This window comes from Streptomyces sp. NBC_01635 (assembly GCF_045209715.1).
In the GTDB taxonomy this organism is placed as follows: Bacteria; Actinomycetota; Actinomycetes; order Streptomycetales; family Streptomycetaceae; genus Streptomyces; species Streptomyces hirsutus.
In genome coordinates this window covers 4072964-4087914 of record NZ_CP109277.1, presented here as the reverse complement: position 1 = coordinate 4087914, position 14951 = coordinate 4072964, and the positions used below count along the sequence as shown (strand labels likewise).

Here is a 14951-nt window from a genome sequence, read left to right as displayed (position 1 = left end):
TGCGCTATATTTGATCTTGAGCTGGTCACCGGAACTTCCCGGTGCCGGTCGCGCGTCGGTGGTCCAAGGAAAGACGCCCCGCTTCCTGCGGGGAAATGCAGGTGCAAGGCCTGCCCGGCGCTCGGATGTGAGCCCCGTCCCGTTTCCGGGACGGGGCTCACCTGTGTGCACGGCCCGGCGCATGAGGCGGCGGCCTCACTCGAAATCCACGGCCCGGGGGATTCGTCCGGAAGCCCTGGACCGCGGTCGGTCACCGGTCGCGGCGGCACGACGCGGCCTTGCCGCCCGCCAGGTCAGTCCTGCACGGCGTAGAAGCGCATCGGGGAGTTCGGTTCGAAGCCGATCCGTGGATACACGGGTGCCCCGGCGGCGGTCGCGTGCAGGGTCGCCCGCGTCGTTCCGGTGGCTCGGGCACCCTCGTACAGTGCCTTTCGCGTCACTGCTTCCCCATAGCCGCGGCGCTGCCACTTCGGGTCGGTGGCGACGAGCATGACGAAGAGGCGGCCTTCCGTCTCCACCGTGGCGGCGCAGGCCACGGGAGTACCGTTCCGTAAGCCCAGATAGGCGTACACCCGGTTCTTCCACAGCGTGGACCAGGCCAGACCGTCACGGCCGTCCGTCGGCGGGAACCCGTACGCGAGCGAGTTGATGTCCGCGAAGGCCCGCAGGTGCTCCTCGGCGGCCACGCGGACGAACGTCAGGTCGGGGTGGGCCGGTTCGGGGATCGGCAACAGGTCGCCCGCCATGCCCGTACCGGGGAAGGCGTGCGCGAGGCCCGCCTGCTCGGCCGCCGCCCCGAGTGCCGCGCGCGCCTCGTCGTCGAGGAGGTCCTCGAAGACCCACAGGAAACCCGGACGCCTCTTCGATCGCATGATCTCCGCCGCCTCGTCCAGGCGCTGCTTCACGAGTCCGGCACTCGCGCCGACGTCGGTCAGCGTGACGCAGTTCCAGAAGGCGAACCGGCAGTCGGCCCAGCGGACGGCGATGCCCGGGAGGTCGCGGACGTCCGCATCCGGATCCCGGTCGAGCACCATGACGCGCCAGGCGGCGGCGAGTTGTTCCATCGATTCGACCGAGTCCGCGAGATCGTGCATGAGAACCCCTCGATTCGTCGAGTACGCGGAAGTCGTCCCAGTAGTACGCGCCTTCTGCCCCTACGGATCGACGACCCGCGAAGGGTCCGGGCCCGGAGCACCGGAAACAGCACACCCGGGGCCCTGGGGCGGCGCCCCGGCCGGGCCGGCGGCGACGGGCGGCGAGATCCGCGTCAAACACCGCGACGGAGACATCGCGCTGCTCGTCATCCGGACGAAGCCGACCGCGATGCCCGGCGTCGGCTTCGTCACCGCGGACATGGCCGTCCGTCCGGCGGGCGGGCCGAGGGCCGGGCGCCGGGCCGTCCAGGACGCCTGAAGCGCGCCACGGGCCCGACGGGCGGCCCGCGCCTCCCGGAAGAAATCATGCAAGCGTGCTTGATTGTTATCGGTGCCCCTGTCATGCTCCACACCACATCGCGCCGCACACCGCCGTGCCCGTGCCCCGAGGGGAGCGCCATCGTGTCCGATCCGTCGTCCGTGATCGACGATCTGCGTGAGGAGAGCGAGCAGGTCGACCGGCTCGTGGCCGGGCTGGGGCCGGAGGAGTGGGGGCTCGCGACGCCCGCCGCCGGGTGGGACGTCGTCCATCAGATCGCGCACCTCGCCTGGACCGACCGTTCGGCGCTGCTCGCCGTCACCGACGCGGACGGGTTCCGGAAGCGGGTCGAGCAGGCGCTCGCCGCCCCGCACACCTTCGTCGACGAGGGCGCCGAGGAGTACGCGAAGCTCGCGCCCGCCGAGCTGCTCGCGCGGTGGCGCGAGGGGCGGGCGGCGCTGGAGAAGGGGCTGCGGTCCGCGGCCCCCGGTACGCGCTTCCCCTGGTACGGGCCGCCCATGTCGGCGGCCTCCATGGCGACGGCCCGGCTCATGGAGACCTGGGCCCACGGGCTCGACATCGCGGACGCGATCGGTGTGGTGCGGCCCCCCACCGACCGGCTGAGGCATGTGGCCTGGCTCGGAGTGCGGACCCGGGACTTCGCCTACGGAGCGCACGGGCTCACCCCGCCCGCCGACCCCTTCCGCGTCGAACTCGTCGCGCCGGGTGGCGAGCTGTGGGAGTACGGTCCCGTCGACGCCCCGCAGCGCGTCAGCGGGCCCGCGCTCGACTTCTGCCTCCTGGTCACCCAGCGCGCCCACCGCGCCGATCTCGCCCTCACCGCCGACGGGCCCGACGCCGACCGCTGGCTCGACATCGCCCAGGCCTTCGCCGGGCCGTCCGGCGGCGGACGGCCCCCCAAGGGGGAGGGCGAGGACGGCCAGGGGCACACCCTGTGACGGCGGCCCTGCGGATCGGGAACGCCTCCGGGTTCTACGGGGACCGCTTCGACGCCCTGCGCGAGATGCTCACCGGCGGTGAGCTCGACGTCCTCACCGGCGACTACCTCGCCGAGCTGACCATGCTCATCCTCGCCCGCGACCGGCTCAAGGACCCCTCCGCCGGGTACGCCCGCACCTTCCTGCGGCAACTGGAGGAGTGCCTCGGCCTCGCCCACGAGCGGGGGGTGAGGATCGTCGCCAACGCCGGCGGACTCCACCCGGCGGGGCTCGCCGGTGCCGTGCGGGAGCTGGCCGGGCGGCTCGGCATCCCGGTGCGGGTCGCGCACGTCGAGGGCGACGACCTCACCGCCCGCCACCCGGGGAGCCTCGCCGCGCACGCCTACCTCGGCGGCTTCGGCATCGCGGCCTGCCTGCGCGAGGGCGCCGACGTCGTCGTGACGGGGCGGGTCACCGACGCGGCCCTGGTCACCGGTCCGGCCACCGCGCACTTCGGGTGGGCGGGGACGGAGTACGACCGGCTTGCGGGAGCCGTCGTCGCCGGGCACGTGCTGGAGTGCGGGACCCAGGCCACCGGAGGCAACTACGCCTTCTTCGGCGAGCGGCCCCCCGGCGACCTCCTGCGGCCCGGCTTCCCGCTCGCCGAGCTGCACGAGGACGGCAGCAGCGTCATCACCAAGCACCCCGGCACCGGCGGTTTCGTCGACGTCGGCACCGTCACCGCGCAGCTGCTCTACGAGACCGGCGGCGCCCGGTACGCCGGGCCGGACGTCACCGCCCGGCTCGACACCGTGCGGCTCACCCGGGAGGGGCCCGACCGGGTACGGATCGACGGAGTGCGCGGAGAGGCGCCGCCGCCCACGCTCAAGGTCGGGCTCAACCGGCTCGGCGGTTTCCGCAACGAGGTCGTGTTCGTCCTCACCGGCCTCGACATCGAGGCCAAGGCGGACCTCGTGAAGGAGCAGATGACCGGCGCGCTCGCCAAGTCGCCGCCCGCCGAGGTGCGCTGGGAGCTGGCGCGCACCGACCGGCCCGACGCCGGTACGGAGGAGACCGCGAGCGCGCTGCTGCGGCTCGTCGTGCGGGACCCCGGACAGGAGGCGGTCGGGAGGGCGTTGAGCGGGGCCGCCATCGAACTGGCGCTGGCCAGTTACCCCGGATTCCATGTGGTGGCGCCACCGGGGAAGGGCGCCCCCTACGGGGTGTGCGAGGAGGTGTACGTCCCCCATGGTGCCGTCGACCAGGTGGCCGTCCTCCACGACGGCCGCCGCATCCCGGTGGACCGGCCCCACGACACCGCCGTCCTCGCGGACGTGCCGGAGCCGGAGCTGCCCCGACCCCTGCCACCCGGCCCGGCCCGACGCGCCCCGCTCGGCCTGATCGCCGGCGCCCGCAGCGGGGACAAGGGCGGGAACGCCAACGTCGGGGTGTGGGCGCGCGGCGACGACGCCTGGCGGTGGCTCGCGCACGAGCTGACCGTCGAGCGGTTTCGCACACTGATCCCCGAGGCCGCCGGCCTGCCCGTCACCCGGCACGTCCTGCCCCGCCTGCGCGCCCTGAACTTCGTCGTCGAGGGAATCCTCGGCGAGGGCGTCGCCGCGCAGGCCCGTTTCGACCCGCAGGCCAAGGCGCTCGGCGAATGGCTGCGCTCCCGCCACCTGGACATCCCGGAGGCCCTCCTGTGACCGTCCTCGCATCCGCCCTGGACACGGCGGGCCCCGACTACCGGGCCCACCGCGAGGCCATGCTCGGCAAGCTCGCCGCACTCGACGCCGAACACGCCAAGGCCCTCGCGGGCGGCGGCGAGAAGTACGTCGAGCGGCACCGGGGGCGCGGCAAGCTGCTCGCCCGCGAACGCGTCGAACTCCTCCTCGACCCCGACACCCCGTTCCTGGAGCTGTCCCCGCTGGCCGCCTGGGGGAGCGAGTACACGACCGGCGCCTCCCTGGTCACCGGCATCGGGGTCGTCGAGGGCGTGGAGTGCCTGATCACGGCCAACGACCCGACGGTGCGCGGCGGCGCCAGCAACCCCTGGAGCCTGAAGAAGGCCCTGCGCGCCAACGACATCGCGCTCGCCAACCGGCTGCCCGTGATCAGCCTGGTGGAGTCCGGCGGCGCCGACCTGCCCTCGCAGAAGGAGATCTTCATCCCCGGCGGGGCGATCTTCCGGGACCTGACCCGGCTGTCGGCGGCCGGCATCCCGACCGTCGCCGTCGTCTTCGGCAACTCCACCGCCGGGGGCGCGTACATCCCCGGCATGTCCGACCACGTGATCATGGTCAAGGAGCGGGCGAAGGTGTTCCTCGGCGGTCCGCCGCTGGTGAAGATGGCCACCGGGGAGGAGAGCGACGACGAGTCCCTGGGCGGCGCCGACATGCACGCGCGCACGTCCGGCCTCGCCGACCACTTCGCCGTCGACGAACCGGACGCCCTGCGCCGGGCCCGGCGGGTCGTGGCCCGCCTCAACCACCGCAAGGCGTACCCCGACCCGGGGCCGGCCGAGCCGCCCGCGTACGACCAGGACGAGCTGCTGGGCATCGTCCCCGGCGACCTGAAGACCCCCTTCGACCCGCGCGAGGTGATCGCGCGGATCGTCGACGGCTCCGACTTCGACGAGTTCAAACCGCTCTACGGGACCAGCCTGACCACCGGCTGGGCCGCCCTGCACGGCTATCCGATCGGCATCCTCGCGAACGCCCAGGGGGTGCTGTTCAGCGAGGAGTCGCAGAAGGCCGCCCAGTTCATCCAGCTCGCCAACCAGCGCGACATCCCGCTGCTCTTCCTGCACAACACCACCGGCTACATGGTCGGCAAGGAGTACGAACAGGGCGGCATCATCAAGCACGGCGCGATGATGATCAACGCGGTGAGCAACTCGAAGGTCCCCCACCTGTCGGTCCTCTTGGGCGCCTCGTACGGCGCCGGGCACTACGGCATGTGCGGGCGGGCCTACGACCCGCGGTTCCTGTTCGCCTGGCCCGGCGCCAAGTCCGCCGTCATGGGCCCGCAGCAGCTCGCCGGGGTGCTGTCCATCGTCGCCCGCCAGTCGGCGGCGGCGAAGGGCCGGCCCTACGACGACGAGGCGGACGCGGCGCTGCGCGCCATGGTCGAGCAGCAGATCGAGTCCGAGTCGCTGCCCATGTTCCTGTCGGGGCGGCTGTACGACGACGGCGTCATCGACCCGCGCGACACCCGTACCGTCCTCGGCCTGTGCCTGTCGGCCGTCCACACGGCGCCCTACGAGGGCGTGCGCGGTGGCTTCGGCGTCTTCCGGATGTGAGGGGAACACGGTGATCAGTACTGTCCTCGTCGCCAACCGGGGCGAGATCGCCTGCCGGATCGCCCGCACCTGCGGCGAACTCGGCATCCGGACGGTGGCCGTGCACTCGGACGCCGACGCGAACGCCCTGCACGTGCGCGGGGCGGACGAGTCCGTACGCCTCCCGGGGGCGGCGCCCGCCGACACGTATCTGCGCGGCGACCTCCTCGTGAAGGCCGCGCTCGCGGCCGGCGCGGACGCCGTGCACCCCGGCTACGGTTTCCTCTCCGAGAACGCCGGCTTCGCCCGCGCCGTCCAGGACGCCGGCCTGGTGTGGATCGGGCCGCCCCCCGAGGCGATCGAGGCGATGGCGTCCAAGACGCGCGCCAAGGAACTCATGGGCATCGCGCCCCTGCGCGAGGTCACCGAGGCCGACCTGCCGGTGCTGGTGAAGGCGGCCGCGGGCGGCGGCGGGCGCGGGATGCGCGTCGTGCGCGAGCTTGCCGACCTGGACGCCGAACTGGCCTCCGCGCGCGCGGAGGCCGCGAGCGCCTTCGGCGACGGCGAGGTGTTCGTCGAGCCCTACCTCGGAGGCGACGCGGGCGGACGCCATGTCGAGGTGCAGGTCCTCGCCGACACGCACGGCACCGTGTGGGCGCTCGGCACCCGGGACTGCTCCCTCCAGCGCCGCCACCAGAAGGTGATCGAGGAGTCCCCGGCCCCCGGACTGACCGCGGAACTCACCGCCGAACTCCACGCGCTCGCCGTGCGCGCCGCCCGCGCGGTCGGCTACACCGGTGCCGGAACCGTCGAGTTCCTCGTCGCCGGGGACCGGGCGCACTTCCTGGAGATGAACACCCGGCTGCAGGTGGAACACCCGGTCACGGAGGCCGTGTTCGGCCTCGACCTGGTCGCCGAGCAGATCCGCGTCGCCGAGGGCCACCGGCTCGACGGCGACCCGCCCCCCGCGCGCGGGCACGCCGTGGAAGCCCGCCTGTACGCGGAGGACCCCGCCCGCGACTGGGCGCCGCAGACCGGCCGCCTGCACCGGCTCGCCGTCCCCGGCGGGGTCCGCCTGGACACCGGGTTCACCGACGGCGACGACATCGGCGTCCACTACGACCCGATGATCGCCAAGGTCGTCGCCCACGCGCCCACCCGCGCGGAGGCGGTCCGCACACTGGCGTCCGCCCTGGAACGGGCGGCGATCCACGGTCCCGTCACCAACCGGGACCTGCTGGTGCGCTCCCTGCGGCACCCGGAGTTCGCGGAAGGCCGCATGGACACCGGCTTCTACGACCGTCACCTGACCGCGCTGACCGCGCCTGCCCCCGACCGGTACGCCCCACTCGCCGCCGCCCTCGCCGACGCCCACGGCCGCTCCCGGTTCGGCGGCTGGCGCAACCTGCCCTCGCAGCCGCAGGTCAAGTGGTACGCCGTGGCCGGCGAGGAGCACGAGGCGCGCTACCGGCACACCCGGGACGGGCTCGCCGCCGACCCGGCCGGTGAGGCCGGCGGGGTCCAGGTGGTGCACGCCGAGGCCGGGCTCGTCGTCCTCGACGTGGACGGCGTCCGGCGCCGGTTCGAGGTCGGCCGGTACGGCGAGAAGGTGTGGGTCAACGGCACCGCCCTCACCGCCCTGCCCCGCTTCCCCGACCCCACCGCCCAGCTCGTGCCGGGCTCCCTGCTGGCCCCGATGCCGGGCACGGTCGTACGCGTCGCGGACGGACTGGCCGCGGGCGCCTCCGTGCAGGCCGGAGAGCCCCTGCTCTGGCTGGAGGCGATGAAGATGCAGCACAGGATCTCCGCCCCGGTCACCGGAACGCTGAGCGCCCTGCACGCGACCGAGGGGCAGCAGGTGGAGGTCGGCGCCCTCCTGGCCGTCGTGGATCCCGCCCGGGCCCCTGCCGGGGACACACCCTCCACCTGAGAGCCGCCGCGGAGGCACCCTCCGCCCGAGACCCCGCCGCGGACACGGCTTCCGCCCGAGATTCCGCCGCGAGCACAGTTTCCACCCGACGTGAAGCCCTTCCCCCAGGAGCGCTCATGCCCGTCATCGAATCCGAAGAGCACAAGGCCCTCCGCGCGGCCGTCTCCGCCCTCGGCAACCGCTACGGCCGCGCCTACTTCACCCGGACCGTCGAAGAAGGCGTGCCCGCCAGGGAACTCTGGGCGGACGCCGGCAAGCTCGGCTACCTCGGCGTCAACCTGCCGGAGGAGTACGGCGGTGGCGGCGGCGGCATCGCCGAGCTGTCCATCGTCCTGGAGGAGCTGGGCGCCGCCGGCTGCCCGCTCCTGCTGCTGGTCGTCTCGCCCGCCATCTGCGGCACGGTCATCGCCCGCTTCGGCACCGAGGCGCAGAAGCGGGAGTGGCTGCCAGGTCTCTCCGACGGCACCCGCACCATGGCGTTCGGCATCACCGAACCCGACGCCGGTTCCAACGCGCACCGCATCACGACCACCGCGCGCCGCGACCCCGACACCGGGGACTGGCTGCTCACCGGCCGCAAGGTGTTCGTCTCCGGCGTCGACATCGCCGACGCCACCCTCGTCGTCGGCCGCACCGAGACCGTGTCCGTCAAAGAGGGCCGCACCGGACGGCTCAAGCCCTGCCTGTTCATCGTCCCGCGCGACACCGAGGGCTTCCAGCGCCGGAAGATCGACATGGAACTCAGCGCCGCCGAGAAGCAGTTCGAGCTGACCCTCGACGACGTACGGCTGCCCGCCGACGCCCTGGTCGGTGGGGGCCCCTCCCACGCTTTCGGCAGTGGGGGAGAGGACGCGGGTCTGCTCCAGCTGTTCGCCGGGCTCAACCCCGAGCGGATCATGACGGCCGCCTTCGCGATCGGCATGGGCCGCTACGCCCTGGCCAAGGCCGTCGAGTACGCGCGGGACCGCACGGTGTGGAAGGCGCCCATCGGCGCGCACCAGGCCATCGCGCACCCTCTCGCGCAGGCGCACATCGAGCTCGAACTGGCCCGCCTGATGATGCAGAAGGCCGCCCACCTCTACGACGCCGGCGACGACGTCGGCGCGGGCGAGGCCGCCAACATGGCCAAGTACGCCGCCGCCGAGGCCTGTGTGAAGGCCGTCGACCAGGCCGTGCACACCCTCGGCGGGAACGGCCTCACGCGCGAGTTCGGCCTCGCCTCGCTGGTGACCGCCGCGCGGGTATCCCGGATCGCCCCGGTGAGCCGGGAAATGATCCTGAACTACGTCTCCCACCAGACCCTGGGCCTGCCCAAGTCCTACTGAGGGGCAGGGGCCTTCACCGGCGGGGCGGGACGGCAGTACCGGTAGCGCCGGCAATGCCAGTGGTCCCGGGCAGCACCGGGCAGCACCGAGCAGTGCTGAAACCGGCAGTAACCAGTAGTACCGAGAGGCGTCACGGCACATCCAGGAGTACCGAATACCGAATACCGAGTCGTACCGAACCGGCACAGCGTCGTGCGAGGAGGAACCATGTTCCGCAGCGAGTACGCAGACGTTCCACCCGTCGATCTCCCCATCCACGACGCGGTGCTCGCGCGCGCCGCCGAGTTCGGGAGCACCCCGGCACTCATCGACGGAACCGACGGCACCACCCTCACCTACGAGCAGGTGGACCGGTTCCACCGGCGCGTCGCCGCCGCTCTCGCCGAAGCCGGCGTGCGCAAGGGTGACGTGCTCGCCCTGCACAGCCCCAACACGGTCGCCTTCCCGCTCGCCTTCTACGCGGCCGCCCGCGCGGGCGCCTCGGTCACCACCGTCCACCCGCTCGCCACCGCCGAGGAGTTCGGCAAGCAGCTGGCGGACTCCGGGGCCCGCTGGATCGTCACCGTGTCCCCGCTGCTCCAGACCGCGCGCAGGGCGGCCGAACTCGCGGGCGGCGTCGAGGAGATCCTCGTCTGCGACAGCGCGCCCGGCCACCGCTCGCTGATCGACATGCTGGCCTCCACCGCCCCCGAGCCGCAGGTCGCCATCGACCCCGCCGAGGACGTCGCCGCCCTGCCGTACTCCTCCGGCACCACCGGCACCACCGGCACCCCCAAGGGGGTGATGCTCACGCACCGCCAGATCGCCACCAACCTCGCCCAGCTCGAACCGCTGATCACCACGGGACCCGGCGACCGCATCCTCGCCGTGCTGCCGTTCTTCCACCTCTCTTGCCGGGCAGGGTGCCCGGTCCTTCGGGGCCGGGATGCATGCCCGTTCCCGCGGAGCTGGGCAGGAGGAGCCGCATCGCCTTCGGGGCGATCCGGCGTCCCGGAAGAGGACGGTGGCGGGCTCGGTCAGGGCAGGGGTGCGATGGTGCGTGGCCGGGGGTGGTGGCGGGGGTCGGTCGCTCGTTCGAGTGAGCCTGGTGGGAGGCGAAGAGGCGAGCGAGGGACGGGGCTAGGTTGGGCGGCATGTCACGTTTCCGGATGTACCCGACGGGTGAGCAGGCGGGCGTCATGCTCGGGCACTGCGCGCACGCCCGGTACGTGTGGAACCTGGCCGTTGAGCAGCCCGCGCACTGGAAACCGGGGCGCAGGTCCGCTCCCGGGTTCGCCGAGCAGTGCCGTCAGCTCACCGAGGCCCGGCGGGAGAACGATTGGCTGCGTGCCGGGAACGCGGACGTGCAGCAGCAGGCGCTGCAGGACTTCGCCAGGGCCAAGAACGCCCGGTTCGCCTCCGGGTTCGGCGAGCCGACCTGGCGCAGGAAGCATGTGCATGAGGGCTTCCGGGTGATTGGCACCGACCGCGTGCTGGAGTCGCATCCGGACGGTTCGCCGAAGCTGAACGCCCAGGGCAGGCAGGTCATGGGCCGCTCAGTGGTGGTGCAGAGGCTGAACCGGCGCTGGGCGCGGGTGAAGGTGCCCGGCTGCGGCTGGGTCCGCTTCCGCCTCACCCGCACCGGGCTGCCCGCCGCGAAGACGTTCCGGGTCACCTTCCGCAACCAGCAGTGGCACATCGCCTTCGCGATCATCCCCGACCCCATCGAGGCGCCCGGCACGGACGGGATCGTCGGTATCGACCGGGGCGTGACGATCACCGCCGCCCTCTCCGACGGGCAAAGGCTGAACTGCCCGCGGCTCACCACCCGCGAGCGGGCCCGGGTCCGCAAGCACCAGCGCCGGGCGGCCCGCGCCCCCAGGGGCAGCGAGGCCAAGGCCGCCGAGTACGCGAAGGTGGCCATGATCAAGGCCCGGGAGGCGGACCGGCGCAAGGACTGGTGCGAGAAGACCTCCACCATGCTCGCCCGCACCTACCGTCTGATCCGGTTCGAGAAGCTGAACATCACCACCATGACCCGCTCGGCGAAGGGGACCATCGAGCAACCCGGTACACGGGTGCGGCAGAAGGCCGGACTGAACCGGGCGATCCTCGCCCAGGGCTGGGGCCTGCTGCGCCGCCGGACCGGGGAGAAGGCTCCCGGGCGGGTGGAGGATGTGCCCGCCCCGTACACGTCGCTGCGGTGCAGCGCCTGCGGGTGGATCGAGAAGAACTCGCGCAAGAGCCAAGCCGAGTTCGTCTGTGTGTCCTGCGGGTTCACCTGCAACGCCGATGAGAACGCAGCGGTCAACGTCGCGGCAGGACAGGGTGGGATTCCCCGCCCCCGGCGGGCAGCCGGTGCCGGAGGGGTGACAGCGGCCACCATCCGCTCGAGCGCCCGTGAACCTCGACCCACCCGGGTTGGAATCCCCCTCTTTCAAGAGGGGGAGGATGTCAAATCTACGGCCTCACGGCCCTGATGAACGCACCCCTGTGCATGGGCGCCACCGTCGTCGTCCTCCCGCGCTTCGACCTGGAGACGTTCCTGGCGGCCATCCAGAACCACCGCATCACCGGCCTGTACGTGGCTCCGCCCATCGTGCAGGCCCTCGCCAAGCACCCCCTGGTCACCGAGTACGACCTCAGCTCCCTGAATCACGTCATCAGCGCCGCCGCCCCCGGACTCACAAAGAGCGAGGTCATGATGCACGTCGCCGAACACGTCGCCCCGTACAAGCGGGTCCGCCAGGTCACGTTCCTCGACGCCGTCCCCCGCGCGGCCTCCGGGAAGATCCTGCGCCGCGAACTCAGGGCGCGGTCCGGGGAGCCCTCGTGACCCTGATCGGCCGCACGCGCGCGCGGGGCGTCGAGACCCTCAGCCTCGACGCCCCCGAGCGCCGCAACGCCCTGTCGGCCGCCCTCGTCGCCGAGCTGGCCGACGCGCTCACCGACGCCGGCCGGGACGGCGGCGTCCGCGCGGTCGTGCTCACGCACACCGGGAACACCTTCAGCGCGGGCGCCGACCTGCGCGACCCGCCGGCACCTCAGGACCTCACCGGCCTGCTGAAGCAGCTGCTCGAACTCCCGAAACCGGTCGTCGCGCGGGTCACCGGGCACGTCCGCGCGGGCGGCCTCGGACTGCTCGGCGCCTGCGACATCGCCGTCGCCTCGGACACGGCCACGTTCGCCTTCACCGAGGTCCGCATCGGCGTCGCCCCCGCCGTCATCTCCCTGCCGCTGCTGCCCCGCACCGACCCGCGCGCGCTCGCCCGCTACTACCTCACCGGGGAGCGCCTCGACGCCGCCGAAGCCGTCCGCACCGGCCTGCTCACCGCGTACGGCGAGGACGTCGACGAGGTCCTCGCCCCCGTCCTCGACGGCCTGCGCCGAGCCGCCCCCGAGGCCCTGGCCGAGACGAAACGGCTGCTCACGACTAGGGTGCTGGAGACCTTCGACCGGGACGCCGCCGACCTGACCGCGCTCTCGGCCCGCCTCTTCTCCTCCGCCACCGCGCGCGAGGGGATGACGGCCTTCCTCGAACGACGGGATCCGGAATGGACGGTTTGAGCACGACCGACCGCAGTGACCGCAGCGATCGAAGCGACCGTGCCGACCGTGCCGAACGCGTCCCCAAGCAGGACCGCAGCCGGGCCACCCGGCAGCGCCTCCTGGAAGCCGCCGTGGCCTGCCTCGCCGAACACGGCTGGGTGGGCTCCACGGTCCTCGTCGTCGCCGAACGCGCGGGCGTCTCCCGGGGGGCGGCCCAGCACCACTTCCCGACCCGCGAGGACCTCTTCACGGCCGCCGTGGAGTACGTGGCCGAGGAACGCTCCACCGCCCTGCGCGCCCTCTTCCCCGACGGCACCACCGCCGGCGACCGCCGCGCGGCGGTCACCGCCCTGATCGACCTCTACACCGGGCCTCTGTTCCGCGCCGCCCTCCACCTGTGGGTCGCCGCATCCAACGAGGAGCAGCTGCGGCCCCGCGTGACCGAGCTGGAATCCCGCATCGGCCGCGAGAGCCACCGCGTCGCCGTGGACCTCCTCGCCGCCGACGAGACCCGCCCCGGCGTCCGCGAGACCGTCCAGGGCTTCCTCGACATGGCCCGCGGCCTGGGCCTCGCCACCCTCCTCACCGACGACGCGGCCCGGCGCGAACGGGTGGTACGGCAGTGGGCGGCCCTGCTGGACGAGGTGCTGGGCCGAAGGCTCACGGACTGAGCCGCTCCACCCGCCAGCCGCCGTCGGGCCGCGCCACGTACCGCAGGCGGTCGTGGAGGCGGTTCTCGCGGCCCTGCCAGAACTCCACCGCCTGCGGGGTCACCCGGAAGCCGCCCCAGTGCGGCGGGACCGGCACCTGCTCGCCCTCCGGATACCGGGCCGCCAGTTCCGCGTACGCCGCGTCCAGGTCCGCACGGTCGGCCAGCACCGACGACTGGCCGCTCGCCCACGCGCCCAGCTGCGAGCCGTGCGGCCGGGTGCGGAAGTAGGCGGCCGTCTCGTCCCGGCCGGTGCGCCGCGCGACTCCGGTGACGATGACCTGCCTGGCCATCGGATGCCACGGGAACAGCAGCGAGACGTACGGGTTCCCGGTCAGCTCACGCCCCTTGCGGGAGTCGTAGTTCGTGTAGAACACGAACCCCCGCTCGTCGAAGTGCTTCAGCAGCACCGTGCGGGAGCTGGGCCGGCCCTGGGCGTCCGCCGTGGACACGACCATCGCGTTCGGCTCGAAGAGGCCGCCCTCCGTCGCCGCCTGCTTGAACCAGCGCGCGAACTGCTCCAGGGGAGTGGCGGCCAGCTCGGTCTCGGAAAGCCCCTCGGCCCGGTACTGCTTGCGCATCGAGGCGAGATCGGGGGGAGCGGCGTCGCGGTGGGTCACGCTGTCATCCTGCCGCATACGCGGATCCTGCGGGAACGCTGTCCACGGCGCTCCAGCCGGACTTTGCCGTCCGGCCCGGGACGTTTGCAGTCGGCCGCGCGGTCCGAGCGTGCGGGCCGCCGTCTATCTGTCTGTCGTCCTAGTGGTCCTCGTCGTCCTCGTCCTCGTCCTCGTCCTCGTCCTCGTCGTCGTCTTCCTCGTCCTCCTTGTCCTCTTCGGCCTCCTCGTCTTCGTCATGGTCGTCGTCCTTGCCGTCGCCGGGCGGGACGCTGTTGCCTGTTTCTGGGTCTGTCGGGAGATCCGAGGGAGAAGGAGCGGCAGTCATGGGGGGTGCTGCGGGAGTGGCTGATCCCTCAGGCTGTGTGTTCTGGCCGGGAGGGTTCACGATCGAGGTGTTCTCTCCCGCGGGCTGTGTCTTGCCGGAGGTGAACGTGATGCCATCGGTGATCAATGACATGACAAAGAGAGCGCCGAGGAGGACGAGCCCCGCGGCGGCGGCGGTGACGGCGGTGGCCATGCGGTCGCCCAGCCGGTCCCACAGCCCGGCTCGGTCCTCGTCGGGTTGGTCGTCGAGGGGGCCCGGTGCCGAGGGGGAGACCGCGGTATCGACGGGTGGCGGCCCGGGAAGTCCGGTGATGACGAAGGCTTCGCCACTGGTGGCTGCGAAATCGAACGGTTCGCCTGCCGCAGCTCGGTCGTCCTGACGTGAATGCGGATGGGGCGTGTGGGCCGCGTCGGCAGTCGTGGACCACGAGGATCCGGTTTCGGGGTCGGGTGACACGGTGTCCTTTCTCTCGGTCGGGGAAAGGCCGCTGTCCGGCGGTCCGTTGAAGCGGTGAGGCTTCGCGGAGGATGCCCGACCGGGTTCGTCCCACACCCTAGGAGACCGTTGGCGAGGACGGGACAGCGTTATGACAGCGGATAGTTAAGGAACGGCCAACGCCTTGCCGTCTCCGGTCAGGCTGTCGGTCGGCCCGCGAAGCGCACCGATGAGGCTGTCGACGGCGTTGGCTGCGGGCCCGTTCCAGCCGGGCGGCCACGCCCGGCAGCGTGGACCGGTCGTCGCCGAGCCCCGGCCGCACCCCTTCGCACCGCGGTGAGAACGACCGCCCGCCGCGTTGTCTGAACGTGGAGCACCTCCAGTGCGTACTCGAGGGTGGCGGCCTCGCCGGAGGCCCCGCGGTCCTGCCGCCTGATCACGCCCGCTT

13 protein-coding genes and 2 pseudogenes are annotated in these 14951 nt (G+C 72.7%); 12 read left to right on the top strand and 3 right to left on the bottom strand.

Features of this window, described 5'->3' with window-relative positions:
* Positions 1 to 293 precede the first annotated feature (293 nt).
* Positions 294 to 1094 (bottom strand): GNAT family N-acetyltransferase, encoded by an 801-nt coding sequence (locus OHB56_RS18925; RefSeq protein ID WP_406354604.1) that lies wholly within the window; start codon positions 1092 to 1094, stop codon positions 294 to 296.
* On the opposite strand from OHB56_RS18925, the gene OHB56_RS18920 reads away from it, so the two are divergent.
* The 12 genes and pseudogenes from OHB56_RS18920 to OHB56_RS18865 all read left to right on the top strand — a co-directional run bounded on the left by OHB56_RS18920 (position 1093) and on the right by OHB56_RS18865 (position 13085).
* Complete coding sequence (locus OHB56_RS18920) at positions 1093 to 1413, top strand: hypothetical protein (protein WP_406354602.1); 321 nt, start codon at positions 1093 to 1095, stop codon at positions 1411 to 1413. The two genes, OHB56_RS18925 and OHB56_RS18920, sit on opposite strands and share 2 nt — an antisense overlap.
* A gap of 143 nt (positions 1414 to 1556) precedes the next feature.
* Positions 1557 to 2372 carry a TIGR03084 family metal-binding protein gene (locus OHB56_RS18915; RefSeq protein ID WP_326753341.1) on the top strand — a complete coding sequence of 272 codons (816 nt, stop codon included), beginning with the start codon at positions 1557 to 1559 and terminating at the stop codon, positions 2370 to 2372.
* Positions 2369 to 4057, top strand: coding sequence for an acyclic terpene utilization AtuA family protein (locus OHB56_RS18910; protein ID WP_326753340.1), 1689 nt, complete (start codon positions 2369 to 2371; stop codon positions 4055 to 4057). The genes OHB56_RS18915 and OHB56_RS18910 overlap by 4 nt, the downstream gene beginning before the upstream one ends.
* A complete protein-coding gene (locus OHB56_RS18905; RefSeq protein WP_406354599.1) occupies positions 4054 to 5652 on the top strand; it encodes an acyl-CoA carboxylase subunit beta in 1599 nt (532 codons plus the stop codon). Before OHB56_RS18910 ends, OHB56_RS18905 begins: the two co-directional genes overlap by 4 nt.
* A gap of 10 nt (positions 5653 to 5662) precedes the next feature.
* Entirely contained in the window at positions 5663 to 7561 is a 1899-nt protein-coding gene (locus tag OHB56_RS18900; protein WP_406354597.1) for an acetyl/propionyl/methylcrotonyl-CoA carboxylase subunit alpha, read from the top strand.
* A 116-nt stretch (positions 7562 to 7677) separates the two neighbouring features.
* On the top strand, positions 7678 to 8886 hold the full coding sequence (locus OHB56_RS18895; RefSeq protein ID WP_406354595.1) for an acyl-CoA dehydrogenase family protein: 1209 nt from the start codon (positions 7678 to 7680) through the stop codon (positions 8884 to 8886).
* A 207-nt stretch (positions 8887 to 9093) separates the two neighbouring features.
* Positions 9094 to 9831, top strand: a pseudogene (locus OHB56_RS18890) (AMP-binding protein); the annotation flags it as partial.
* A 188-nt stretch (positions 9832 to 10019) separates the two neighbouring features.
* Positions 10020 to 11345, top strand: a complete 1326-nt coding sequence (locus OHB56_RS18885) for an RNA-guided endonuclease InsQ/TnpB family protein (protein ID WP_406354593.1) — start codon at positions 10020 to 10022, stop codon at positions 11343 to 11345.
* Positions 11324 to 11545: pseudogene (locus OHB56_RS18880) on the top strand (AMP-binding protein); the annotation flags it as partial. The gene OHB56_RS18885 and the pseudogene OHB56_RS18880, both read left to right, overlap by 22 nt.
* Before the next feature lie 21 nt (positions 11546 to 11566).
* The gene (locus OHB56_RS18875; RefSeq protein WP_406359142.1) at positions 11567 to 11701 is read left to right on the top strand and encodes a hypothetical protein; all 135 of its coding nucleotides are present in this window, start codon (positions 11567 to 11569) and stop codon (positions 11699 to 11701) included.
* Positions 11698 to 12432, top strand: a complete 735-nt coding sequence (locus OHB56_RS18870; protein WP_406354592.1) for an enoyl-CoA hydratase family protein — start codon at positions 11698 to 11700, stop codon at positions 12430 to 12432. Before OHB56_RS18875 ends, OHB56_RS18870 begins: the two co-directional genes overlap by 4 nt.
* Positions 12420 to 13085 (top strand): TetR/AcrR family transcriptional regulator, encoded by a 666-nt coding sequence (locus OHB56_RS18865; RefSeq protein ID WP_406354590.1) that lies wholly within the window; start codon positions 12420 to 12422, stop codon positions 13083 to 13085. Before OHB56_RS18870 ends, OHB56_RS18865 begins: the two co-directional genes overlap by 13 nt.
* Here OHB56_RS18865 and pdxH read toward each other — a convergent pair.
* Both pdxH and OHB56_RS18855 read right to left on the bottom strand, forming a co-directional pair.
* A complete protein-coding gene (gene pdxH, locus OHB56_RS18860; protein WP_406354589.1) occupies positions 13075 to 13761 on the bottom strand; it encodes a pyridoxamine 5'-phosphate oxidase in 687 nt (228 codons plus the stop codon). The genes OHB56_RS18865 and pdxH overlap by 11 nt on opposite strands.
* 121 nt (positions 13762 to 13882) lie before the next feature.
* The gene (locus tag OHB56_RS18855) at positions 13883 to 14260 is read right to left on the bottom strand and encodes a hypothetical protein (protein WP_406354587.1); all 378 of its coding nucleotides are present in this window, start codon (positions 14258 to 14260) and stop codon (positions 13883 to 13885) included.
* Positions 14261 to 14951: the final 691 nt, after the last annotated feature.